A 24,561-nucleotide genomic window follows, 5' to 3' on the forward strand; every position below is an offset into this window, starting at 1 on the left:
AGGCAGCCGCTAAGAAAGTTTTTTTCAGCGGCTTTTTTACTGGGGCCTGTTAAACATTCATGTTTTCAACAGAGCTTAGAACAGTAGAGAAATTACCACTCTAATCCGCGAAGATACTTAAAGATTTCGCGTGACGCTTTAGGTGGTTTATTTTGCTCTTGTTCTTTCTGAGCATTGCGAATTGCTTGGCGTAAATGCTGGCGATCAGCCTGAGGGTATTCTTGCATAAGCTCGGCTAAGGCATCATCGCCCTCTTCAATCAAACGGTCGCGTAGTTTTTCTAAACGGTGGAAATGTGCGTTTTGCTGTTTGCGCTTAGTTTCTTCTTCATCTAAAAGTGCTTTCACTTCTACAATCAGATGTTCATTCTGACGCAACAACTTACCGATATAAGATTTTTGGCGCTTGATAGCATTACCTTTAGTAATGCGTTTTAACGTTGCTAAGGCTTCCTTTAATTCAGCTGGAATGGTCAGTTTAGCTAAATTAGCCGGACTCATTTCCGCTAGTTGTTCACCTAATTCAGTTACCGCGTGCGCCGCTTCTTTAATTTGGGTTCGGCTATCGAATTCTTCTTGCTCCCAATCTGCTTTAGCTCGTGGGGCTGTTGCCCTGTTGACATTACGAGGTCTAACCATGCTCGGTCTCCATCATTTGCATAAATTGTTCTTCATCTAAAATACTCACGCCTAGCTTTTCTGCTTTGCTGAGTTTTGAGCCGGCCTTCTCGCCAGCAATTAAATAGTCGGTTTTTGCTGAAATGCTACCTGTTACTTTAGCGCCGACCGCTTCTAACTTCTCTTTAGCTTCACTGCGTGAACCTTGGTGTAAAGTTCCAGTCAATACCACCACTTTACCGGTAAACGGTGAATTAGTAGTTGGTTGTGTATTGGCTGGATGAGTTATTTCCGGCCAGTGAATTCCAGCATCTAGCAGGCCTTTAATGACTTCTCGGTTATGTGGCTGGGCAAAGAAATGCTGCAACTGATTTGCAACGATTTCACCAACGTCATCAACAGATAGTAACGCTTCTGTGTCGGCCTGCATAATTGCCTCTAAAGTTAGGAAATGATTAGCTAAATTTTTTGCCGTCACTTCCCCAACTTCGGGAATACCTAAAGCATAAATAAAACGCGACAAAGTTGTGTTTTTGGATATTTCAATGGCGTCGACTACCTTCTGTGCAGATTTCTGCGCCATACGTTCTAAACCAGCCAGAGTTGCTACATCAAGCTGATAGAGGTTGTCTGGATGTTTGACCAAGTCCAAATCACACAGTTGATCGATTAATTTATCACCTAATCCAACGATATCCATTGCTTTGCGAGAAACAAAATGGTGTAAAGCGCGTTTTCTTTGCGCCGGACAGAATAAACCTCCGGAACAACGGTATACCGCTTTGTCACCGTCTTTAATCACTTCAGATCCGCACTCCGGGCAGCGGCAAGGCATTACAAATTTAGGTAAATCGCTTTTGCGGAATGATAGCACTGGCCCGACTATTTCTGGAATCACATCACCGGCGCGGCGCACAATGACTTTGTCACCGACACGAACATCTTTGCGTTCAATCTCATCTTGGTTGTGTAGCGTGGCATTAGATACGACTACACCGCCGACTTCGACAGGTTCTAAACGCGCAACAGGTGTCAGTGCGCCGGTACGGCCAACTTGAATTTCAATACCGAGCAAGTCGGTCCATTTTTCTTGAGCTGGAAATTTTCTCGCAATTGCCCAGCGTGGGAATTTCGCTGTAAAGCCGAGTGGAGCATGCCAGTCAATACGGTTGACTTTATAGACAATACCATCGATTTCATAGTTGAGTGCTTCACGACGTGCTAGAAGTTGTTGGTAGTAGTCATCCATGCCTTGTGCACCAATAACCGCTTTAGTTTCCGGATTAGTCGGTAGCCCCCATTCAGCAAATTGTTGAAGGGTTTGTAAGTAGGTATCCGGCTGTTGCCAATCGGCACTGATTTCTCCCCAGCCATATAAATACAAGCTTAAACGGCGTTTTGCTGTGATTCTCGGGTCCAGCTGTCGTAATGTTCCTGCTGCCGCATTACGCGGATTAGCAAAAGCTTTATCACCATTGGCAAGCTGCTTCTGATTAATAAAATCAAAGTCTTTTTTAGTGATAAAAACTTCACCACGAACTTCTAGAATTTCTGGAATATCGGGTGAGTTGAGTTTTAAGGGAACCGAGTGCATAGTGCGAATATTGTGAGTAACATCTTCGCCGCTAATGCCGTCGCCTCGAGTGGTCGCTTGTACTAAATTTCCTTGCTCGTAGCGGATATTAATCGCTAGACCATCCATTTTCGGTTCGGCGATAAACTCTATCGCATCGGTCTGCTTTAACCTGTCGTGAATGCGCCGTTGGAAATCCACCAAATCCTGTTGGTTAAAAGCATTATCAAGTGAAAACATGGGAACGGCATGCTTGACTGAAGTAAACGCCTTAATGGGTTCACCACCAACCCTTTGGCTCGGAGATTGTTCCGTGACTAATTGCGGATGAATGTCTTCAATTGCAAGTAGTTGACGATATAACAAATCATATTCGCTATCACTGATTTGCGGGTCGTCTAAAAGGTAATATTGGCGATTATGGAACTGGATTTGATTACACAGTTGTTGATGTTGCTGTTGCGCATTAGAAAACGATTGCGGTACTTCAAAGCTAGTGGAGTTCGACATAGGTAAAGCGTATTCTTGATTGTTTATCAAACATAGAAAATACGCTATTTTACCTTAAGGATAGGTATTCAGTTAAAGAATTGGAAAAACTAAGTCAAGAGAGTTAAAGGGGCGCGAAATATGTTCCATTGACTTTAGGGTCTGTCGAAAATTCATATTTGATTCTGTTGTCGCTTAAAAATGTGACAATCAAGGCGCTTTTCTCGACTTACCTCTTCAGGCGTCGAGTTCTTCGTTTGAGCGCGACCTTCTGACCTTCTAGTTAGTTTACTAATTTTTGTGATTCGTAACCGAGAGCGCTATCGCGTAATGAGTGGTAGTAATGTTCGCCTACTACATGCTGCTCTTCGTTAAAGACTTGAGCATCTGTTCGATTGGCAAGCTTACGGGCTACAGTAATGAAGTTGTGCATAGCCGCAGGTGCGGTTGAATATGGTGTTGGTAAATCAAGGATAAACATTACCCCAGGCGTCTTGTCTTTTAAGCTCGGGTTTAGAGGAAAAGTCCCTGGTTTGAGCATATTGACCGCTTGGAAAATCATATTACCTTGATTGTCTTGGTATTCATAAAAACCTTGATGTGTATGGCGAAGATTATTTGCCATCATGAACTGATGAATATCGGTTAAATCAATTTGCTGTTGCCCCATTACAATTAAGGCAAAGGTTTTCGGCTCGACACGATCCGAATTCATAATCTTCTCTAAAGCGAGCCTTTGGCGTTCTTGACTGTCTTTATTCTCAGATTGAAGGTTGGATTCAGAGTTTTCTGAAACGATTTCTTCACTGCTTTCACTAATCTGATCGCTCTCAACTAGATTGTCAATTGCTTGTTGTGCGATATCGCGAAGCTCGGGAGCTTCTTCGGTTACTGAATCGTTTGCGTTATTGCTATTGTCACTTGGTACAGCGGTTACTTTGTGATTTTGTTTTACTTGCGCTGTTTCAGTTTCAACATTGCCAATTGACGGTTCAGGGTCAAAAGACAATTCCTGTTGATTTGGATTGATTTGGCTTTCATCAATATCTGAAATGTAAGGCTCGTTATTGTCTGCGTCGCCATGCGCTTCGTTGGCATTGCGGCCAAAAGGCTTTTTGCTCGGGATAATTCGCCCATCTTCAAAGCGAGCAGCATCCTTTGATGGTGTGGCTTTTGATTGAGCGCGTAATTCTTGGGATTGTTGCTTGGCTTTTTCAGCAGATTCCTGATATTTTTTTTTCTTACGTTGACCGAGAATGACTATCGACGCGATGATAATCGCCATCAGGACAATCAATACAATGCTCAGTTCATTCAGTTCTGCCATTTAAAACTCCGCCAATGATTTTTTATCAGCAACTGCAAGAAGCGTATCATTCCAGTGGTTACGGCGTGGAAGATAGTTGTGTGAAGAACCTTTTGTAAAAGGTCGTGCAGCTGCTACGTTATTTTTATAACTTTTTGCAGATGTAGCTGTTATAAAATAAATTTTATTAATCTCTCAAGCCAAAGATTGTAACTGCTATTAACCTAGCGATGCTAGAAAAAGTTACAATATTTTTAGCTTGTTTACCTTAAAACGCCTAAAGTTAATTGACCATTTCTTAAGTTTTGTCAAACCATAACGCTTCCATGAAAAACACCACGCAAATACACGTTAGTCACGCTCAAATTATTTTAGGTATCGACTTGGGTACCTCTGGAATTCGGGCAGCAATTGTTAAAAGACCTTTTTTACAGAACAAGGAAGAGAATCGTTTTCCCGAGCAAGGCTTAGATCAGATTCTGTTTACTGATTCAGTGCCTTTTACAGCAAATAACCTTGGCGCTACCGCTTCTTTGAGAATAGATCAATCAGATTGCAAACCCCAAAGCTTGTCGGAAAATGCCTCGGTGCAAGACCCAATGGTTTGGATTGCTGCACTAGAACAATTATTGAAACAGCTGTCTATGCGATTTGATTTAGCAAAAATCGATGCGATTATTTGTGATGCTACGTCTTCAACTGTCATGCTGACGGATGATCAAGGAACCTTACTCAGTAATGCCTTGATGTATAACGATGCGCAAGCGATTTCTGCCGCCTCAATAATCAAAGAAGTGCCAGTAGAACAGCAAACTGCTGCTAATGGTGCAAGCAGTTCCTTAGCTAAAACACTGTATTTGTCACAACTCATTGATAGCGCTAAACCAAAGCTAGTGGTTCATCAAATCGATTGGTTGAATAATTATTTTTGTGATTTTCTCAAAGATGGCATTTGCTACAGCGATCAGAATAACCTGCTTAAATTCGGTTATGACCCGGTTTCAGGCCAATATCCCGACTGGCTACAAAATATGACTCGTGAATATGCACCCAATATTATATTGCCAGTAGTCGGCGTCCCTGGTGAAGCATTGGCGCCAATTACAGGTAATATGCAAACAACGTGGGGGTTTTCTCAAAATTGCCGAGTGTTATATGGAACAACAGATAGTATCGCAGGTTTTTTCGCATCGGGCGCTCAGAAAAAAAATGATGCTGTCAGCTCCTTAGGTTCGACTCTTGCCATTAAACAGCTTATTAATGTACCAATATTTAACACTGAGTCTGGGCTTTATAGTCATAAAGTCAAAGATTTATGGCTACTTGGCGGTGCTTCGAACGGCGGCGGAAAGGTCTTACTTGACTACTATGTCCTTCCACAAATTATCTGGATGGATCATTTTTTACAGGCATTATGGCGTCTACAGAATTTAGAAGGAAAACGAGATTGGCTTATCCATTTCCCCGTTTTGCATGATTGTCATAACTTAGGTGATTACTATGCGCTGTCATCTATTGGTGAGCGTTTTCCTATACAAGACAGTCAAATGGTCGCAATATTGGAGACAAGGCCTTCTCAGTCGTTGCAGTCAATAAATCTTGAAAACTTCCCAATAAAGCATTTTTCAGAGGTTCTGTCTTCTAGAGAGCTATCTGAGGCGCTTAAGCAATGCTTTGCCGATAACTTAGAAATTATCCTGCAAAGTGCGCAGCACTTTGCATCAATTGTGCAAGGCTTGGTGCAGATAGAGAAAAAATCTTTTGAGCTATTATCCAAGCAGACAGGAGACGGCAAGACGGCTAATTTATATACCGTTGGTGGAGGTAGCAAAAACCGCTATTGGCAACTTTTACGGCAAGTGCATCTTGAAAATTGTTTACAATCTGCGTTTTCGCTAGATGCGGCTTACGGAGTAACGCGTTTAGCTAATTTTAGTTAAAACAAGGAGTATTTTATGAGTGTGATGACGATTGCCGAGTTAGTACATGCAGCAGAACAAGGGCCGGTAGATTTTCAAACAACGATGCAAGTGATTGATAATAATTATGAATTCACACCAACTGCATTTACTAACGGCAATACCGAAAATGCAGAAAATACCAATAATGGTTCCTGTAAGCTTTTCGCTTTTGCGCAATTAAACCAAATCTCTCAACAAGCGGCGTTGAATCTTTTTGGTGATTTCTACACGAAAGATGTATTGGAAAATCCTGATGGCGATGACCATCAAAATATCCGTAATTTTATGCAAAGCAGCTTTGATGGGTTGCAATTTACAGGACAGGCATTAACTTCTAAGTAAGTTGTACTTAAAATTTTGCATAGACAAAAAAGCCAAGAAAAATTTCTTGGCTTTTTACTTTAATAACAATGAGTTATTAGGGGTGAGGTCAATGAAAACCTATTCTGCGTTGCCTTAGGCTTTGTAAAGCTCTTTGTGCACCTTGTTAATTAACGCCAGATCAAGGTAGTGATGATCGTAGCTAGCGCCAGACAGTACCGTAAACGGAACGCCTGGTTCACCCATATCGGTTAACACCAGTTCCGCAGCGCTGAAGTCATCTTCCTTTGTATAACCATTAATAGTGATAATGGTTTTGATATTTGCTGCAATCGAAGATTTAATACCGTTAGCAGAGTCTTCAAAGGCCATACACTCTTCCGGTTGAAGATCCATCTGTTCCATTGCCCAAAAATAGATATCTGGAGCTGGTTTTTTCGCTGGTACGATATCACCGGCGGCAATGACTTCAAACCAACTTTCCGAGTCGGCGCCTAAAGTATTGGTTAGCAGTGCGGTAACATTAGCTGGCGTCGTCGTCGTCACGACTGCCATACGAACTTTTTCATTGCGTGCTTGCCTAATGAGGCGTTCTACACCTGGGCGTAGCGGAATTTTTCCTTCTGCCATCAGCTGTTTATAAAATTCGGTCTTAGATGCGTGTAAACCTTTAACGAAGTCGTCAAAGTCAGCAGGCTTTTGGAAACCGGTATTGAATTTTTCTAAATAAAATTTGATGCGTTCTTTTCCGCCAGTTACGGCAAGTAACTCACCGTACAAGTCTTCATCCCAGTGCCAGTCTAAACCAGCCTCTTCAAAGGCCATATTAAACGCTGGACGATGCCCATCTTTTTCGGTATCGGCAAGGGTTCCGTCAACATCAAAAAGTAGCGCTTTTAACTCAGCCATAAGGTTCTCTCTTGTATAATATTTATAAGAAGCTGAATTCTTGCGGATTCTTCGAGGAATTTCAAGTTCCGCTATCAATATATAGTGTACTGAATCAAAATTACCTACAAAAAAGAATGTAATTTTTGCTTGTTGAAGACTAATAAAGCTGATATAAATGTCGCTTAATTATCAGAGATGGTATCTAAAAAACAATAATAAATCGTTGTTTGACCCCTTTTAAAACGCCTAATCATAAGGCTTTACGGGTCCTGGCAGGAGAAGAACCATGGACAACAATAACACAGTCGATTTTATCGAAAACTACCCAATGTATGAGCCGAAGGACGGCGAAGAATACATGAGCGCAGACATGCTTGAACACTTTAAAAGTAAGTTGTTAGCATGGAAAGATCAATTAATTGAAGAAGCGAATAGCACGGTAACTCACCTTAAAACCGATTCTGATACCCCTGCTGATCCTAACGACCGTGCGTCTATGGAAGAAGAGTTCGCTTTAGAGTTGCGTACTCGTGACCGTGAACGCAAATTGATTGCCAAGATTGAAAAATCACTTAAAGATATTGAAAGTGGTGAATATGGTTATTGCAAAATGAGTGGCGATGAAATTGGCTTACCAAGAATGGAAGCTCGTCCTACTGCGACCTTAACCGTAGAGATGAAACGTAAGCAAGAAATTCGTGAGAAACAAGGCGTTGCTTAATCCTTGTAAATAACGTTTGCTTTCCTCTCGTTAAGAACGCGCCTTCAAGGCGCGTTTTTTGTTAGCAAAATTATTTTTTAGGTTTAAACGATAAGCTGTTGAATTCATCAATGCATTTTGTAGCAATAGATTTTTTTCAAGCGCTATTTTCGGTTTACACGAGTTCAATCAACTTCACTACTTGAATTTCATTGTTTAATGAAATTCATTTTAAAATTCTTATTAGGAATTTGTCCTTAGTCTATGCACTGCTCCGATTCAGAATCTAAATCATCAACCCGTAGCTACAGTCTTGAAGAAATGGTCACTGTACTGAGCGATCCAGGCTTCTATTCACATCCTGTCGAAGTTATTACGACCATTGAAACGCATATTTCAGTCGTATTTTTAACGGGCGACTACGCATACAAACTCAAAAAGCCCGTGAATTTTGGTTTTTTGGATTTTTCTTCTTTAGCTGCACGTAAAAAATATTGTGAAATGGAAGTCGAATTAAATCGTCGTACTGCACCGGAACTTTATATCGGCGTAGAATCCATCTATTTTGACCCGCAAACTGGAACAGCTTCTTTGCTTGCTAATGGTTCTGAACCGGTTGACTATCTTGTGAAAATGCAGCAATTTGATCCTAATGCGGTATTAGGTAGGCAAGATAATAATATCGAGATAAGTCATCAGCAATTGGATGCTTTAGCCTTGCAAATTGCCAGACTGCATCTTAATGCAGAGCCAGTTGATTCTTCGAGTGAGCTTGGAACGCCAGAGGTGATTCTTAGGCCAATGACGGACAATTTTAAAGCGCTGGAAATTTGTTTCAATTTTGAATCGCATCCATTCTTACAGGCTTTATACAATTGGACGTTAAAGCAGTATGAGGCCAAGAAGGCGTTGATTGAACAACGGCGATTAGAACAAAAAATCCGTGCCTGTCATGGCGATTTACATCTTGATAATATTGCGATTATCAATCAGAAACCGGTCTTATTTGATGGTATTGAATTTAATGACCATTTTCGTTGGATTGATGGTATCAGTGATTTAGCGTTTCTATTGATGGATTTGACATCAAGACAGCAATCTCATTATGCCTGGCAAATACTCTCCATTTACCTACAGCAAACTCAGGATTATTCCGGACTGCCGCTGCTAAGGTTTTATCTTGTTTACAGGGCGATGGTTCGCGCAAAAATCACTAATTTACGTGCTGAGCAACTGCCGGATGGCAGTAGTGAAAAGCAGCGTTTATGTTCTCTAGCCGGCAATTATGTTGATCTTGCTCAATCTTTGTCGAACACACCATCGCGCCCTAAATTGATTTTGTTACAAGGTGTCTCAGGAACCGGTAAAAGCCACTTGGCAATAGAAATACAAAAGATGTTGGATTTAGTTGTCATTAGCTCCGACCGAACTCGCAAAGCACTTTATGGTATCGATCCTCTTCACCGAGTCGATGAAGAAGTAAAGAAAGATCTGTATTCTCAAAAAATGAACGCAAAGACCTATCAAGCGTTATTGGATAATGCCAAAACCTCTCTGTTGGCCGGCTGGCATACATTAGTCGATGCAACCTTCTTAAAATACCAACACCGTGAAAAGTTTTATCAGTTAGCTAGAGATTTAGAGTTACCGGTTTATCTCATTTATATTGATAGTGATGGCGATCAGGATTCTGCATTCTTAGCGGAACAGCTAAAACAGCGTGAACTCGCGGACAACAACCCTTCTGATGCCGATGCTGCGATCATGCTTCAACAGATGCACACTTTAGAAAAACCGCATGCGCAAGAACCTTGTATTTGGTTAAATGCACAGAAGATTCGCAACGAATTGCCGGAAAACCAAATTAAACATTTTCTAAATCTGCCGATAAGCCAATAAAGCACCACAAAGCTATTGGAGGCCGTTTTGTTTAAGTCAGTCATTAGTATCACCATTGCCGTAACCGCTATTTTCCTTTGGCCTTATTTAGGAAAAGCCTACGCTGCAGAAATTATTGCTCCTAAAGAAGCTAAATTTCTTGGCATGCAAGTAGCCACGATGGACTTACAAACTGTACGCCAGCAGCTTTGGCAAATTGGCGGCTTTAAAATTTCTCGGTCAACCCGCTACCAGCATAATATCGATAAGTATTTTCCCAAGACTCGCCTTAAGGACAGCTACAAACTTACTTTTCATTACAATGATTTAGGCAAGGTTACGCGCTTCACTCGAGTCTATCGTCCTTATTCAAATGTTACCGATAATGACAATACTTTATTGACTACTCGGCAATTAGCGAACGAACTTGCATCGATATTTGGTGGCGCTAAAATAGAACGTAAAGGTTATGGGGGGTTTCGTTCTTATCTCAGTTATAGCTGGGAAGACGATGTAGTTAAGATTCGTATTGATCGGATTGGTGGTCACCCACTTGGAGATGTGTTTGTTGAATATAAACTTAAACAAAACGATCCATATGCCGCGCAATCACTAATCGAAACCCAAATACCTAATTTTGTAATGGGGATTTAAAAATGGATTCAATCAATGCTGTTAGCAATGCTGGAATGACTGCTTATCAAGGAATCCAGCAAAATTTCAATCGTTTAGCGGATAACACGCAAACCATTATTCAACCTCAACAGAGTTTTGATAACACCGCCAATGCTCTAATTGACAACAAAATGGCGCAGACAGATATCGAAGCCTTGGTTAAAGTATTAAAAACAGAAGATTTATTGCTTGGACAATTGTTAGATATAAAGGCATAAACTTAATTACTTCCCATGCTTTTCACTTCAAAAAACACTCTCTTCTCGCATAACTTGAATAAATTTTTGTATTTCTAGCCATGCTTCGGGCATATGCGTAAAAGCATGAGTGCCTCCCGGATAAATAAACGTCCTATGTTTGTCTTTCAGTTTATTTGCATACAATTGAACGGCAAATTCAATGTCGACCACTTCGTCATCATGGTCCGCCAGTAATAAACTCGGTAGCTTAGGGTTTAAAGTCGAGATATTAAGTCTTTGTAACTGTCCGCATAATTCTTCATCCACTACCACTGTTTCATTTGTATAAGGGTTTTGATGGGTACCTAAATAATCCGATAGAAGACTGACAGGGTTTAATGCCGGGTTGATCATCACATAAGGGCAATTGAAATGGTGTGCAAAATATTGTGCTAAATAACCGCCTAAGGATGAACCTATTAATAGTAACGGATGTCCTTTTTCACGCCATGATAGCAACTGTTCTTGAATAGATTGAACACCTTCCAGAAGGTTTTTTTGACTGTATGTCGGACAATATAACTCACCAAGTGGTGGCTCAGTTTTCGAGTGATTGGCTGTCAATAACCACTGCCCTTTTTGTGATTTGCCACTGCTTAAAAAACCGTGTAAGTACAGGCTCTTGATTTGTGTGCTTTTTATTGTAGAGGGCGTATTTTCACTAGCCATCTCTGTTACAATCCTTTGCTATGATAAAACAGCCGAAAATAGTCGAACGCCAAACCAACCCCCAAGTTTTCCAGCAAGCAAAAATGCTAGGGCTAAGTGATTTGCAGGCTAAATTAGTTGCTAATCGTTTAGACGATGCTGAGCATATGCAGGCCATTGTCACTCCGCAGCTGAAAAACCTGCAATCTCCAGCACAGTTAAAGAATGCAGACCATGCTGCAAAAATTATTGCCAAGGCCATACAAGGCTCTGGGCAAATTGTGTTAGCAACGGATTACGATACCGATGGTGTTACTTCTGCTTGGGTAGCAAAAACGGCTCTAATCGAGTTTTTCGGCGTTGCTCCTCAGCGTGTTGAACACATTATTGGTGAGCGCTCCAGTGGTTATGGTATCACTGAAGAGGTAGTCGATAGAATTTTAACAATCGACAAACCGGTCGAGTTGGTTATTTCCGCTGACCAAGGTTCAAGCGATGAGCCAAGAATCAAGCGTCTTAAAGATGCAGGTATTGAGGTTTGCGTTACCGATCATCACCAGATGCCACTAGAAGGGGTTCCTGCGAGTGCGATTTGCACGGTTAACCCGCAGCAAGAAGGTTGCAATTACGATAAGACCATTGCCGGTTGCTTCGTTATTTTCTTAGTGATGACGCAAGTTCGCCAGGAACTGATTAAAGCCGGCTTCTTACCAGCCGATGCTAGCAGTTTAAAGCCTTTGGCTTGTAATGTGGCTTTAGGTACCGTTGCAGATAGTGTTAGCCTAAAAAGCCCGAATAACCGGGCTATCGTTCGTGCCGGTCTTCAACAAATTAATCAATTTACTATTCCAGCATGGCAGGCGATGCGCCAGCTAAATGACAATAACGAACAACCTTATGATGCTGAATTCCTCGGTTTTCAGGTTGCGACGCGTATCAATGCGGCAAGCCGTGTCAGTGATGTCACTACCGCTTACCATTTTCTGACCTCGCCTTCTGCCGAGCAAGCGGCGTTTTATCTGCAACAGCTAGACGAAGACAACCAGAACCGTCGAGCGCAGCAGGAAGAGATGCTTGAACAGGCCAAGACTTTAGCTGAACAGCTATATCATCCAGACCGTTATAGTTTGGCAATTAAAATGCAAGGTAATGCCGGTATTCAAGGGATTATCGCGTCCCGTATCGGGGAAAAATACGGTGTTCCGACCGTCGCCATGACCGATTTGGAAGATGGGTTCTTAGCCGGAAGCGGCCGCGGTATTGTGCCGGAAATGGACTTACGTGCGGCCTTCCAGTGGATGAGTGAACAAGAGCCACAGTTATTTAAATCCATGGGCGGGCATAAAGGTGCGGCCGGTTGTATGATTCCAATTGAGCGCTATGAGCAGTTTACTGAATTATTTGAACGGGCTGTGCAATTACAACTGCCGGAAGCACCCTATCCGATTATTGAAACCGATGGCGCCTTAAGCAGTTGGCAGTTACAACCGTCATTGATTGAAGAATTATCTCTCTTAGAACCTTTCGGACGAGAATGGCCGAAACCAGTTTTTGCAGGTCGTTTTATCGTTGATTTTGTTAAAGTGGTTGGACAAACTAAATTGCATTTGTCGATGAAACTTCTGAGTGAAGATCGACAGAAGTTCAGCGCAATTTATTTTAATGCATTGAATAGTCAAGGAGACGCTTTACCGTTTGATAGCGGTGACTTGATTGAATGCGCTTACCAACCGGCACTGAATAACTTTATGGGACGCACCAGTTTGCAACTACGAATCTCCAGTGCTAAAGCGATTTAACGAAGATAGCTTCCAGAAAAAAACCGCCATTAAGGCGGTTTTTTGCATCGAAAAGTGTTTATTGATTTAAGAAATCAAGAATCGCATTATCGATTTCAGTCTTATCAACAATTGTCTTTTGAGTGATTTCTTTGCTGAATAGTGAAGCAATCTGTTCTGGAACTTGAACACCTGCTTTTCCGGCAATCATTTCCAAAGCTTCTTTGTCGTGTTCCGGTTTTTCACCAGTGATCGCCAGTGCGATATTTGGTGAGAATTTGGTCCATTCAGCGGTTGCATAAGCGATGGTCTTAATCGTTTTATCCTGACGTTGCGTATCATAAACCTTGAAGCAAGTCGCAGTATGCGGGCACATTAAGTAATTCACTTCAAACGCTTGCTTGATGTAATCCAAGCCTTCTTGGTCTGAACAGAAGTCAGCCGCAAAGATTTCTTGAACTTTCGCTAATTCTTCAGCCGTTAATTTGTAATATTTGTCGTTATCAAGTTGTAACATCAACGCTTTAGTTCGCTCAGCGCCAAACATGTCGAATAAGATACGCTCAACGTTTGATGACTTAAGAATATCCATTGCCGGTGATGTAGTCGGGATTACCGAAGATTCACGAAGATCATACTCTCCTGTCGTGATGAAGCGCGTCAGTACATTATTACTGTTAGATGCGATATGAATCTGCTTAACAGGTAATCCCATCTTCATCGCGTAGTAACCACCTAAAGCATTACCGAAATTGCCACTTGGAACATTTAGATAAACTTGGTCACCCATTTCGATTGCGCCTTGGCGAACCAGTTCAAGATAGCTGTAAACGTGGTAGATGGTCTGGAAGATAATGCGGCCGAAGTTAACTGAGTTTGCCGCAGACAGGGAAATATCGTGCTCTTTTAGTGCTGCATTAAACTTTTCAGAAACCAACAGTGATTTAAGAGCACTTTGCGCATCATCGAAATCGCCGTGAATACCGATAACTTTTAAGTTCGTGGCATCTTCAGTCACCATTTGCAGACGCTGCACATCAGAAGTACCGCCGTCAGGATATAGACAAGCAACTTGAACATTATCACGGTTCTTGAATGTCTCTAAAGCAGCAGGCCCCGTGTCACCGGAAGTGGCCGCAAGAATTAGATACTTTTCATTACGTTCTTGCGCAACGGCAGATAGCACTTTGCCGAAAGGCTGTAGAGCCATATCTTTAAAAGCACGCGTCGGCCCGTGGAATAGTTCACTGACATACAGATCATCATAAACTTTAACCACCGGAACCGGATTTTTCGGGTCGTCGAACTTGTCATACAGTGCAAGTGCTTCGTCGATAACACTATCGGCAATATCGACTTCAAATGCTTTAAGTAGGTCTTTAGCTAGCGTTTTATAACCGGAATTGACATGATCGGTTAAGAATTCTTCGCGTAGTGTCGGTAAAAACTCAGGTGAGTAAATGCCGCCAAAAGATGACATAGGGCTCAAGATGGCTTGAGAGAAAGTGATGGACGTTGGTTTTTGACCGTCATTGCCACGGGTTTCAATAAAGTTCATGGGGTACCTTATTAATCAATTCGTTATGATTTCAATAATTTGCGGAATTATACCGAAAGTTTGCTGTAATTGCTGTGTTCATAAGCCTAGTTTTAGACAGGTTTAATTACACAGTGCAGTAAGCTTTTTGTTCCAACGCCAAAAGCGTTTTAAAGATTTGGCGGTAAGATAAAACTGTTTATTGGCACCTAAATCAAGAAATACTGAATCCAGCTGTTTGTTGTTTAGTGCAGACAATACCGGCTTCATCCATTCTTCTTCAAATTTCTGAACCGCTTGTAGCCATTCTGTCGCCTGCATTTGTGGAATTTGTTCAGCTAAACTATCTAAGTAAATGAAGTTATTGCCATTTTTAGTTTTTGTCTGCCATTCTTGGTAGGAATTTACCTGCGGGAAACGTTGCGCACCGGTTGCGAGAGCTAAACCTTGCAGGTATTCGCAATCTGTAAATATTGTCGCGTTACTGCGTGGTGTTATCTGAGCAGCTGAAAGATTCCCTTCTCCCCAAGGCCAAATACTATTAATTTCCGGTAAGCCGTTATCACGGCGTTGTTCATTAACTGGGTGGGTATAGAACAGCATTTGGGTTTCATTAATTAATTGGCGCCAGTAGTTAGCAGCATTACCTCTCGGGTATGCATTGTTTAAGCTTTGGTAGGCTGCTTTTGTCAGACTGGTGGACTGCAAGTCAATCGGCTGTTTAATTTGCATAAACCATTGATCAGGAGCGCCATATAACACTTGTACCTTATCTTCGGCAAAATGCCGATTAAATGCGTCTAGCAAAGCTTCAGATTCTTGCTTGGTAATGGCTAAATCCTTTGCGGGAATTAACACCAGCGTGTCGCGATCTGGAATCATCTGTACGGGGTCAATGCTTAGCCAAAAATCGTTTGGTGCTTGTTGGAACGCTGAAGGAACTAAAACAGACGCACGCAGCGCAGCACTCGGTAAATGAGATTGTTGATGAAATAGATAACAAGCCTGCTCTTCAAAGTCACGTTTTTTCGTGACACGGTAATCAGCTTTAGAGAGCAGTTTTTGTAAGGCCGCTAGTTGTAAATTCGCTAATGAAGATCCTGCTTCGTCTATACGTTGTGGATGCAAAAGACCTGGAACCCATAGCGTCATTGAATTGATCTGTTTAGAAGCTGGCCGACTCATAGAAAGTCCTTAATCAAAAAATATAGTGACAAAAAAGCCAGTGAAATCACTGGCTTGTTTTATAGAAGTGATATTAAATAATCGAGACAGTTTAGCCCAGATCAGCAACACGAATTCTTTGCAGTTGTGAATCTACCACATCTAATTCAATCAGTTTTTGTAACGCTTGGTTTAATACCGATTCTTTGACTTTATCGGTAATAATTACTAGCGTTGCATCGTCCGGATTATTTTCCGATGGCTCTTGGTGTAATTGCTCTACGCTGATTTGATAGTCAGCCAAGGTTGCAGAAATTTTTGCTAAGGCGCCAGCCTGGTCATTAACAAAACAGCGCAAATAGTAGCCTGAAGTAATCTCTTCAATCGATTCAACCGGCGCTTGAGTTAAGCTATCGGTTCGGAACCCTAGACCTGGAACGCGGTCATCAACATTTTGTGACTGAGCACGAATAACATCAATGATATCGGCAACTACGGCACTTGCAGTTGGTCCTGCACCGGCGCCAGGGCCGTAATACATAGTTGGACCGACATGATCACCTTTCACCATAACAGCATTCATGACACCATCAACATTTGCAATCAAAACATCTTTAGCAACCAGTGACGGATGAACACGCAGTGAAAAACCGTTTTTGGTACGGTTGGCAATACCTAGATGTTTAATTTTGTAACCCAACAAATCAGCGAACTGAATGTCTTGTGCACTGATTTTGCTTATCCCTTCGGTGTAGGTTTTATTGAACTGCAATTCAATGCCAAAAGCATCCGAAGCAAGAATGGTTAGTTTGTGCGCTGCATCGATGCCTTCGACATCAAATGTCGGATCAGCTTCAGCATAACCAAGTTCTTGAGCCGTCTTCAGTACCTTCTCGAAGTCCGCACCCGGTTGCGCCATTTCGGTCAGAATGTAGTTACCGGTACCATTGATAATCCCTGCTAGCCATTCGATTTTATTGGCTGCTAAACCTTCGCGTATGGCTTTAATAATTGGAATGCCGCCGGCAACTGCCGCTTCGTAGTTAACAATCACATTGTTTTGATTTGCTAGAGCAAATAGTTCATTACCAAACTCGGCGATCAGCGCTTTGTTGGCGGTAACAATGTGTTTACCGTTTTTAATCGCTTGAGTTAATAGATCTTTTGCTAGTGCCGTGCCACCCATCAACTCAACAACAATATCAACTTCAGGATGGTTGATTACATTTTCAGGATTATCGGTCATGGTAATACCCGTTGTGTCGACCGGACGTGGACGATTTAAGTCACGGACCGCGATAATGCTGACCTCAATATTGTGCCCTATTCGACGTTGAATTTCGTCGAGAGTTGTTTGCAAGATATTGACCGTGCCTCCGCCAACGGTACCAAGACCTAATAGACCAATCTTAAAGGTTTTCATAGTGTGAGTGTAATCCTGTTGATGAATGGCTCAAGCATACGCAGAGCCACATTTTGAAATTAATCTTGTTTGATGAGTCCGTCTTTACGGAACATGTCGCGGATACCGCGAATCGCTTGACGTGTACGGTGTTCGTTTTCGATTAGACCAAAACGTACATGGTCATCACCATAATCACCGAAACCAATACCTGGTGCCACTGCAACCTTTGCATCGGTAAGTAGCTTTTTAGAGAATTCGAGTGACCCCATTTCGCGATAAGCCTCTGGGATTTTGGCCCAGACGAACATGGTCGCTTTTGGTGGCGTGACTTCCCAGCCAATGGCATTTAATCCTTGGCATAGAACATCGCGGCGCGATTTGTACATGTCAGAGATTTCTTGTACACAGTCTTGAGGTCCTTCAAGCGCGGTAATTGCCGCTACTTGAATTGGCGTAAAAGTACCGTAATCAAGATAGGATTTCATACGCTTAAGTGCGTGGACCAGTTCGGGGTTGCCAACCATAAAGCCGACACGCCAGCCAGGCATATTGTAGCTTTTAGAAAGTGTATAGAATTCAACCGCGATATCTTTGGCCCCTTCGACTTGTAGAACTGATGGCGCAACATAACCGTCAAATGCGATATCTGCATAGGCTAAATCGTGGATTAACCAAATTTTATGCTCTTTACAGATTGCAACAACTTTCTCAAAGAATTCTAGGTCAACACATTCTGTTGTTGGGTTTCCGGGAAAATTAAGTACCAACATCTTTGGTTTTGGCCAAGAATCTTTGATGGCTTTTTCTAATTCTTCAAAGAAGTCCACTTCAGGCGTCATACGGACATGACGAATATCCGCACCGGCAATCACGAATCCATAAGGGTGGATTGGGTAAGCGGGATTTGGAACTAGAACGGTGTCGCCCTTTTCTACTGTGGCAAGCGCCAAATGAGCCAGACCTTCTTTAGAGCCGATGGTTACAACCGCCTCACTATCAGGATCCAGATCCACATCAAACTTTGTTTTGTACCAATTACAGATTGCTTTACGAAGACGAGGAATACCTTGCGAAACCGAATAACGGTGAGTTCCTTCGCGCTGCACTACTTCAATAAGTTTGTCTACGATGTGCTTCGGAGTATCTTGGTCTGGGTTACCCATGCCGAAATCGATAATGTCTTCACCACGACGACGTGCTTCTGCTTTAAGTTCTCCGGTAATGTTAAAAACATAAGGAGGAAGTCTTTGAATTCTTTGAAATTCGTTAGCCACGAAAAATGCCTTTCAAACCGATAGTTGAGTGACGGAACCCGCATGGTCACCGCTCTCGAACTAACCTAAAAATGAGAAAAATTATGGGGTTTATTAAAGAAGATAATGATACAGCATCAAAGTTTTTCGTCAATTGAAAAAAGTGCTCAAATCCGCTTTAATACAGGCAATTGATATGTATCGAATGTGTGCTGTCGTAAACCTTTTCTAGTTTAGGATTTGTATGCATGATCAAACAGAAAGGATTCAAATGAAATTTAGCGAACACCGAGATTCCAATATTAATGTGGTTAAAAGTTACCAGCAAGGTGAAGTGAAAATTAATGCGGATGTCTACGGTAAAAGCCTGTTCTTTACTCAGCATGAAATTATTGCTGACTGGCCTGTAACACACATTAAAGAATTAGCAGTTGAGCACTTAGAACCCATTATTGATACCAAGCCTGAAGTGATTATTTTAGGAACCGGAGAACGGCAGGTTTTCCCAAATATCGAACTGTTCGCTTTTTGTGCCAGTCAAGGGATTGGTCTAGAGGTGATGGCAAATGACGCTGCCTGTCGAACCTATAATGTTATTACCACTGAAGATCGAGACGTTGTCTTGGCATTGATTTTTGAGGAATAATAAAAAGGCGCCAAACTAGCGCCCTAACCGTTAATTATTCAGTATTTTCTTAATTGAGATCTTCTGCCCTTGATAGCGGGTTTCCACGTAGAGTTTTGGCCTTTGAGTAATGCCGGTTGAACCCATGGCGGCAATTTTTTGTCCGGCCTTAACTTGGTCGCCTCTTTTGACAAAGAGTTTGTCGTTGTGCGCATACACGGACAGTTTGCCGTCAGGATGGCGAATCATCACCATATTCCCCAAGTCACTGATGCCATCGCCGGCAAAAGCGACTCGCCCTTCAGCCATTGCAAATACGCTTTGACCGACAAAACCGTATATTTCTAGCGCACTAATCCCTTTGTCATCGCGAACAAAACGATAGTCGGTTTGTTTGTTCATTGGCCAAAGCCAGTCAAACCCCTTCTTTTTGCTACCGTCTATCGATTGCGGCTGATAACTCGATTGATCTCGGCTATAAACTTGCGTGTTACTAGTTGGTTGCGTAACCGTTTGCGGCGTCTCATCTTGATATGCTGTTGGTTTATTTTCGGCTTGGCTACTTTGGTTAGGAATACGCAGTTCTTGATTAATGTAAATTAAGTCTGCACGACGGATATCGTTTACTTCCTGTAACAATTCAAGCGAAACATTACATTTATTTGCAATTTTGCTTAGGCTATCACCAGGACTAACAATATAAATGTTTGGGCAAGAGCCATTAGACAGCGGCTGTGTCCCTTTTATATCAGGTGCATTTCGGCCATCATTTTGTGCAGAGGGATCGTACTTTAATTGCGAGCTACACGCACTGAGAAAAATTGCAGAGACAAGTAAAAAACTGCTTGTGGCGATGGTTTTAAATGATTTTGTTATGGTATAAGGCATAGTAAAAATATTTATGTAATTAACCCAAATAATGCCAGCCGATGGCTAGTGAAATCAAAGCAATGAATGCCCAGCCAATCCAGTCGACCCATTTACGAATTAAGGGTTCTAAAGGGGCTCCGCCCCATTTCATTAATGCGGCAATTAAGTAGAAACGAGCGCCGCGACCAATAAAGGAGGCAATAATAAACGGCAATAATGCCATCGAACTTGCCCCGGCAGTAATGGTAAACACCTTATATGGAATTGGACTGAAGCCCGCGATAAAAACCACCCATACACCGTATTCAGCAAAAAATGCATTGGCAGAATCTAATTTTTCCTGGTATCCCATCTCAGTAATCAAAGGAGTAATAAAATCCATCGCGAAATAACCGATTGTGTAGCCTAACAGGCCACCTAAAACCGAAAATATCGTCGTAATCCATGCGAACCAAAAGGCTTGCTGAGGTTTTGCCAGACTCATTGGCATTAGCATGATATCTGGAGGAATCGGGAAGAAAGATGACTCTGCGAAGCTCATACCGCCTAAGTAATAAGGTGCTTTTGGATGAGCTGACCACTGTAAAACCCTATTGTACAGTGGAGAGAAAATTTTCATTGCGCAACTCCTTTACGCATTGGAACAAAACTGACATCCCCCAATAAAGTTTGTTGTAGGGTGTCTCCATGTCGAATAAATCCATAGAGGTGTTGAGGTTGGCTGCCGATAGGCATAACCATACGACCTCCATCTTTAAGTTGGGAAACCAATTCCGCCGGTAGTTCTTCCGGTGAAGCGGCAGAAATAATTGCATCAAAAGGGGCTAGATCAGGCAATCCCCAATGACCATCGGCAGTATAGAAATGGATATTTCCTGCCTGTAACTGATGTAATTTTGCATGCGCCTTTTGACTCAACTCCGGAATCCTCTCAACCGTGTACACTTCTTGACATAAGGCAGATAGTATAGCGGTTTGGTAACCTGAACCGGTGCCGATTTCTAAAACTTTATTGATTGGTTTTTCCGCTAAAAGCCATTGGCTCATCATTGCAACAGTAGACGGATGAGAGATCGTCTGCTCATGACCAATTGGTAAGGCACAATCTTCGTATGAACGGTGCTCAAAAGCGGGATCAACAAAAAGATGCCTAGGAATCATATTCATTGCATCGGCAACGGATCCAGATTGTAAAAACCCTTGCTTTTTTAGGTTCTCGATTAGTCGTTGTCGAGTTCTCGGGGAAGTCATACCGACGCCATCAAACTGTTGGCAAATTTCTGCTCTTAACGGTTGTCCGGTATATGACATCATTGATTAGAATCTTCCTAGGAAAAGGTTAAGCATCAAGTTTATGCGCCCAGTTTTGCAAAGAATGTAAGGTTTGGTAGTCTGTAAGATCGATTTTTAGAGGTGTAATCGAAATATAACCATTTTCAACGGCATGAAAATCGGTATCTTCGGCCGAATCGGCTGCGACACCAGCAGGGCCAATCCAGTGGATAGGCAAACCTCGCGGATCAAGCTGAGAAACAACTGGTTCAGAGGCATGACGGCGCCCTAAACGAGTGACTTTAATGCCTTTAATTTGCTCAATTGGCAAATCTGGAACATTAATATTGAGAATGCTATCGGCACTTAAATTTAGTTGCTCTAGATCAGCAAAGATTTTTAAAAAGAAATGCGTTGCGCTATCAAAATGTTTATCGCCACACAGCGAAATAGCAATTGACGGTTTTCCTAAAAAGCGCCCTTCTGTAGCAGCGGCTACGGTACCAGAGTAAATCACATCATCACCCATATTGGCACCGGCATTAATTCCTGAAATGACCATGTCCGGCTGAAAGCCAAGTGCGCCATTAACGCCAAGATGTACACAATCGGTCGGTGTTCCATTAACGTGGAATTGACGGAATTTGCCGTTCTCTTCATTGGAAGTCGGCTGCATCCGCAGAGGGTTTAACAAGGTCAACGAATTGCTGGCTGCACTGCGATTACGATCAGGGGCAATCAGAGTCATCGATTCAAGATTAGGTTGGTTTTTTAGGGCGGCAAACAGTGTTTGGATACCTGGGGCAAAATAGCCGTCATCATTGGAGATCAGTAATTTCATTCCGTTACAATATACCCTATTAAATGGTAATCCAGCCAAGCTGTAATTTAGGCTAATAATATACCGATAAGCCGCTAAATAAGCAAAAGAACCTAAGGAATTATTCATGAGTGAGCAGGATGAAAATCTCTTTACTGAAGCAATGCAAGATGTGATGCCGCTTAAGAACACTAAAAAAGTAAACCAATATAATCGAAGCAAGCAACAACAAGCTAGTCAGCAGACGTTACGGAAACTGAAGCGCAAACAAGTTAAACCCAATAAAAGTCTGCAATTAAATCGTTATCAAGAATTCTCAAAAGTCACGGCATTCGAACAATTGGATTATGCTCAGCAAGGTGTTCAGACCAGAGAATTAAGGCAATTGAAGAAAGGGGATTTCAGAGTGGAATCCGTGCTAGATTTACATGGTTACACTCAAGATCAGGCTCAAAAATTGTTGAATGACTTTTTGGCTGAGGCAATCAATTATCGAGCACGTTTTTTACGTATTGTGCATGGTAAAGGCTACAACTCGGATAGTGAATATCCGGTATTAAAGAATTTAACCAATGAAGTGCTAAGACAGTGCCCTCAGGTGATTGCATTTACGTCTGCAGCAGAAAAAGACGGCGGTGTCGGTGCGGTGAATGTTTTGTTGAAAGCATCTTAATTTTTATCGGAAATAATCTCCGGCGGAGCACTACTTTCCTCTTCAATAACACTATCAATGACATTGCCTTCACTATCAATAGGCAATTTTTCCGCACTTGGCATCATTGGTGTCACTGAAATGACTTCGATAAATATCTCATTTTTCTTAATCATGCCGAGATTTTCTCTTGCAAGAGTTTCAATCCCTTCAGATGAATTACGTAAAGCATTGATTTGCTGTTTCAATTCAATATTTTCAGTTTGCAGTGCTTCAAGTTCGGCCTTAATTGCGATGACATCTTTCTGATTGTTCCATAAACCCGAAAAGCCATTATCGCCCATTAATAAACGAATAAAAAAATACACACAAAGTACGGATACACCGATGATAACGAGATTAAGTCGCATCGAACACTCATAAGTAAGTTATAAAATTTTTGCCGTTATTTTAACCAAAAAAAGCGCCAAGGAATCAAATCCCTTGGCGCTTTCGGTACAAACTTAAAACTAAGTAATTATTTTAAGTTGTAGAACGCAGCTTTACCTGGGTAAACTGCCGCGTCACCTAGCTCTTCTTCAATACGGATTAGCTGGTTGTATTTGGCAATACGGTCTGTACGAGACATAGAGCCGGTCTTGATTTGACCACAACCTGTTGCAACCGCAATATCTGCAATCGTGGTATCTTCAGTTTCGCCAGAACGGTGAGAAACTACCGCTGTGTACCCCGCTTTCTTAGCCATAGCAATCGCTTCGAAAGTTTCAGTCAAGGTACCGATTTGGTTGATTTTGATTAGGATCGAGTTAGCGATTCCCTTCTCAATGCCTTCTGCAAGGATTTTAGGATTCGTTACGAACAGGTCGTCACCAACAATCTGCAAGCGTTTACCGTCTTTCTCTGTTTGGTATTTGAAACCATCCCAATCAGACTCGTCTAGACCGTCTTCGATAGAAATAATTGGGTAGTTAGTTACCCATTCAGAAAGTAGGTCAACCATGCCTTCAGAGGTCAAAGTACGTCCTTCAGAAGCTAGGGTGTAAACACCGTCTTTGTAAAGTTCAGAAGAGGCTGCATCCATTGCAATCATGATGTCTTCGCCTGCTTTGTAACCCGCTGCTTCAATTGCTTCTAGGATAACTTGTAGCGCTTCTTCGTTTGATTTTAGATCCGGTGCAAAACCACCTTCATCACCAACTGCCGTATTGTAACCCTTGTCGCCCAGTACTTTTTTCAGTGCGTGGAAAACTTCTGCGCCGTAACGTAGTGCTTCAGACATGGTTGGCGCGCCAACCGGCATAATCATGAACTCTTGGAAATCAACCGAGTTATCTGCATGCTCACCACCGTTGATGATGTTCATCATCGGTACCGGCATTTTATACTCATCCGTTTTTAGATAAGCGTAAAGTGGTAGGTTTTTAGACGCTGCTGCTGCTTGAGCAGTTGCGATAGATACTGCAAGAATTGCGTTTGCACCAAGACGGCCTTTATTATCTGTGCCATCTAGTTCGATCATTGCTGTATCGATTGCTTTCTGGTCGTAAGCGTCCATACCTACTAGCTTGTCTTTGATTTCTGTGTTGATGTTGTTAACTGCGGTTAACACACCTTTGCCACCAAATTTAGATTTGTCGCCATCACGTAGTTCAATCGCTTCACGAGAACCGGTTGAAGCACCTGAAGGTGAAATACCACGGCCTTTTGAGCCGTCTTCCAGAATCACGTCCGCTTCAACGGTTGGGTTACCGCGAGAGTCAATGACTTGGCGAGCTTTAATATCTTTGATTAATGACATTGCTTTTCCTATGGTTTAACAAAAACTTAAAAATCTTTTCTTACTGTGCCTTAGGCGTCATGCTAACGATTAAGTGTGACAGTCAGATG

The 24,561-nt window shown here is 42.1% G+C and carries 24 protein-coding genes; 9 read left to right on the forward strand and 15 right to left on the reverse strand.

Features of this window, described 5'->3' with window-relative positions; translation table 11 throughout:
- Nucleotides 1–92: 92 nt before the first annotated feature.
- The 3 genes from yjgA to J3998_RS03305 form a co-directional block, all read right to left on the reverse strand.
- Nucleotides 93–638 (reverse strand): ribosome biogenesis factor YjgA, encoded by a 546-nt coding sequence (yjgA, locus tag J3998_RS03295; RefSeq protein WP_208147910.1) that lies wholly within the window; start codon nucleotides 636–638, stop codon nucleotides 93–95.
- Nucleotides 631–2,700: an NAD-dependent DNA ligase LigA gene (ligA, locus tag J3998_RS03300; protein WP_208147912.1), complete on the reverse strand. Its 2,070-nt coding sequence runs from the start codon at nucleotides 2,698–2,700 to the stop codon at nucleotides 631–633. The genes yjgA and ligA overlap by 8 nt, the downstream gene beginning before the upstream one ends.
- Nucleotides 2,701–2,962: 262 nt before the next feature.
- Nucleotides 2,963–4,006: a cell division protein ZipA C-terminal FtsZ-binding domain-containing protein gene (locus J3998_RS03305; RefSeq protein ID WP_208147914.1), complete on the reverse strand. Its 1,044-nt coding sequence runs from the start codon at nucleotides 4,004–4,006 to the stop codon at nucleotides 2,963–2,965.
- Between the two features lie 305 nt (nucleotides 4,007–4,311).
- Between J3998_RS03305 and J3998_RS03310 the strand changes: the two genes are divergently transcribed.
- Both J3998_RS03310 and J3998_RS03315 read left to right on the forward strand, forming a co-directional pair.
- Complete coding sequence (locus J3998_RS03310) at nucleotides 4,312–5,925, forward strand: hypothetical protein (protein ID WP_208147916.1); 1,614 nt, start codon at nucleotides 4,312–4,314, stop codon at nucleotides 5,923–5,925.
- Nucleotides 5,926–5,940: 15 nt separating this feature from the next.
- Nucleotides 5,941–6,288, forward strand: a complete 348-nt coding sequence (locus J3998_RS03315) for a HopJ type III effector protein (RefSeq protein ID WP_243750576.1) — start codon at nucleotides 5,941–5,943, stop codon at nucleotides 6,286–6,288.
- 114 nt (nucleotides 6,289–6,402) lie between these two features.
- On the opposite strand, the gene J3998_RS03320 is transcribed toward J3998_RS03315, so the two are convergent.
- Nucleotides 6,403–7,176 carry an HAD family hydrolase gene (locus J3998_RS03320; protein WP_208147918.1) on the reverse strand — a complete coding sequence of 258 codons (774 nt, stop codon included), beginning with the start codon at nucleotides 7,174–7,176 and terminating at the stop codon, nucleotides 6,403–6,405.
- 268 nt (nucleotides 7,177–7,444) lie between these two features.
- Between J3998_RS03320 and dksA the strand changes: the two genes are divergently transcribed.
- The 4 genes from dksA (at nucleotide 7,445) to J3998_RS03340 (ending at nucleotide 10,629) form a co-directional block, all read left to right on the forward strand.
- Nucleotides 7,445–7,879, forward strand: coding sequence for an RNA polymerase-binding protein DksA (gene dksA, locus J3998_RS03325; protein WP_208147938.1), 435 nt, complete (start codon nucleotides 7,445–7,447; stop codon nucleotides 7,877–7,879).
- A 243-nt stretch (nucleotides 7,880–8,122) separates the two neighbouring features.
- On the forward strand, nucleotides 8,123–9,757 hold the full coding sequence (locus J3998_RS03330; RefSeq protein WP_208147940.1) for a bifunctional aminoglycoside phosphotransferase/ATP-binding protein: 1,635 nt from the start codon (nucleotides 8,123–8,125) through the stop codon (nucleotides 9,755–9,757).
- Between the two features lie 27 nt (nucleotides 9,758–9,784).
- Nucleotides 9,785–10,390, forward strand: a complete 606-nt coding sequence (locus tag J3998_RS03335; protein ID WP_208147942.1) for a hypothetical protein — start codon at nucleotides 9,785–9,787, stop codon at nucleotides 10,388–10,390.
- A gap of 2 nt (nucleotides 10,391–10,392) precedes the next feature.
- Nucleotides 10,393–10,629, forward strand: a complete 237-nt coding sequence (locus J3998_RS03340; RefSeq protein ID WP_208147944.1) for a hypothetical protein — start codon at nucleotides 10,393–10,395, stop codon at nucleotides 10,627–10,629.
- 27 nt (nucleotides 10,630–10,656) lie between these two features.
- Here the strand turns inward: J3998_RS03340 and J3998_RS03345 are convergent, their stop codons facing one another.
- Entirely contained in the window at nucleotides 10,657–11,319 is a 663-nt protein-coding gene (locus J3998_RS03345) for a YqiA/YcfP family alpha/beta fold hydrolase (RefSeq protein WP_208147945.1), read from the reverse strand.
- Nucleotides 11,320–11,339: 20 nt separating this feature from the next.
- Here J3998_RS03345 and J3998_RS03350 point away from each other — a divergent pair, with 20 nt between their 5' ends.
- The gene (locus J3998_RS03350; protein ID WP_208147956.1) at nucleotides 11,340–13,097 is read left to right on the forward strand and encodes a single-stranded-DNA-specific exonuclease RecJ; all 1,758 of its coding nucleotides are present in this window, start codon (nucleotides 11,340–11,342) and stop codon (nucleotides 13,095–13,097) included.
- A 58-nt stretch (nucleotides 13,098–13,155) separates the two neighbouring features.
- On the opposite strand, the gene thrC is transcribed toward J3998_RS03350, so the two are convergent.
- The 4 genes from thrC to alaC all read right to left on the reverse strand — a co-directional run bounded on the left by thrC (nucleotide 13,156) and on the right by alaC (nucleotide 18,456).
- Nucleotides 13,156–14,634, reverse strand: a complete 1,479-nt coding sequence (thrC, locus tag J3998_RS03355; RefSeq protein ID WP_208147957.1) for a threonine synthase — start codon at nucleotides 14,632–14,634, stop codon at nucleotides 13,156–13,158.
- A gap of 102 nt (nucleotides 14,635–14,736) precedes the next feature.
- Complete coding sequence (locus J3998_RS03360; RefSeq protein WP_208147959.1) at nucleotides 14,737–15,798, reverse strand: hypothetical protein; 1,062 nt, start codon at nucleotides 15,796–15,798, stop codon at nucleotides 14,737–14,739.
- A 91-nt stretch (nucleotides 15,799–15,889) separates the two neighbouring features.
- Nucleotides 15,890–17,200 carry a homoserine dehydrogenase gene (locus J3998_RS03365; protein ID WP_208147962.1) on the reverse strand — a complete coding sequence of 437 codons (1,311 nt, stop codon included), beginning with the start codon at nucleotides 17,198–17,200 and terminating at the stop codon, nucleotides 15,890–15,892.
- 59 nt (nucleotides 17,201–17,259) lie between these two features.
- The gene (gene alaC, locus J3998_RS03370; protein ID WP_208147964.1) at nucleotides 17,260–18,456 is read right to left on the reverse strand and encodes an alanine transaminase; all 1,197 of its coding nucleotides are present in this window, start codon (nucleotides 18,454–18,456) and stop codon (nucleotides 17,260–17,262) included.
- 250 nt (nucleotides 18,457–18,706) lie between these two features.
- Here alaC and J3998_RS03375 point away from each other — a divergent pair, with 250 nt between their 5' ends.
- Nucleotides 18,707–19,081: an Mth938-like domain-containing protein gene (locus J3998_RS03375; protein WP_208147966.1), complete on the forward strand. Its 375-nt coding sequence runs from the start codon at nucleotides 18,707–18,709 to the stop codon at nucleotides 19,079–19,081.
- A gap of 30 nt (nucleotides 19,082–19,111) precedes the next feature.
- On the opposite strand, the gene J3998_RS03380 is transcribed toward J3998_RS03375, so the two are convergent.
- From J3998_RS03380 to surE, 4 genes are all read right to left on the reverse strand, one after another.
- Entirely contained in the window at nucleotides 19,112–19,699 is a 588-nt protein-coding gene (locus tag J3998_RS03380; protein ID WP_425086087.1) for a M23 family metallopeptidase, read from the reverse strand.
- A 268-nt stretch (nucleotides 19,700–19,967) separates the two neighbouring features.
- Nucleotides 19,968–20,549, reverse strand: a complete 582-nt coding sequence (locus J3998_RS03385) for a YqaA family protein (RefSeq protein WP_208147970.1) — start codon at nucleotides 20,547–20,549, stop codon at nucleotides 19,968–19,970.
- The gene (locus tag J3998_RS03390; protein ID WP_208147972.1) at nucleotides 20,546–21,244 is read right to left on the reverse strand and encodes a protein-L-isoaspartate(D-aspartate) O-methyltransferase; all 699 of its coding nucleotides are present in this window, start codon (nucleotides 21,242–21,244) and stop codon (nucleotides 20,546–20,548) included. The genes J3998_RS03385 and J3998_RS03390 overlap by 4 nt, the downstream gene beginning before the upstream one ends.
- Before the next feature lie 25 nt (nucleotides 21,245–21,269).
- Nucleotides 21,270–22,043: a 5'/3'-nucleotidase SurE gene (gene surE / locus J3998_RS03395; protein WP_208147973.1), complete on the reverse strand. Its 774-nt coding sequence runs from the start codon at nucleotides 22,041–22,043 to the stop codon at nucleotides 21,270–21,272.
- A 106-nt stretch (nucleotides 22,044–22,149) separates the two neighbouring features.
- Here surE and J3998_RS03400 point away from each other — a divergent pair, with 106 nt between their 5' ends.
- On the forward strand, nucleotides 22,150–22,695 hold the full coding sequence (locus J3998_RS03400) for a Smr/MutS family protein (protein WP_208147986.1): 546 nt from the start codon (nucleotides 22,150–22,152) through the stop codon (nucleotides 22,693–22,695).
- Here the strand turns inward: J3998_RS03400 and J3998_RS03405 are convergent.
- Both J3998_RS03405 and eno read right to left on the reverse strand, forming a co-directional pair.
- The gene (locus tag J3998_RS03405) at nucleotides 22,692–23,084 is read right to left on the reverse strand and encodes an FtsB family cell division protein (protein ID WP_208147987.1); all 393 of its coding nucleotides are present in this window, start codon (nucleotides 23,082–23,084) and stop codon (nucleotides 22,692–22,694) included. The genes J3998_RS03400 and J3998_RS03405 overlap by 4 nt on opposite strands.
- A 107-nt stretch (nucleotides 23,085–23,191) precedes the next feature.
- Complete coding sequence (gene eno, locus J3998_RS03410) at nucleotides 23,192–24,472, reverse strand: phosphopyruvate hydratase (protein ID WP_208147990.1); 1,281 nt, start codon at nucleotides 24,470–24,472, stop codon at nucleotides 23,192–23,194.
- Nucleotides 24,473–24,561: the final 89 nt, after the last annotated feature.

The organism is Thiomicrorhabdus marina (assembly GCF_017571465.1).
GTDB lineage: Bacteria > Pseudomonadota > Gammaproteobacteria > Thiomicrospirales > Thiomicrospiraceae > Thiomicrorhabdus > Thiomicrorhabdus marina.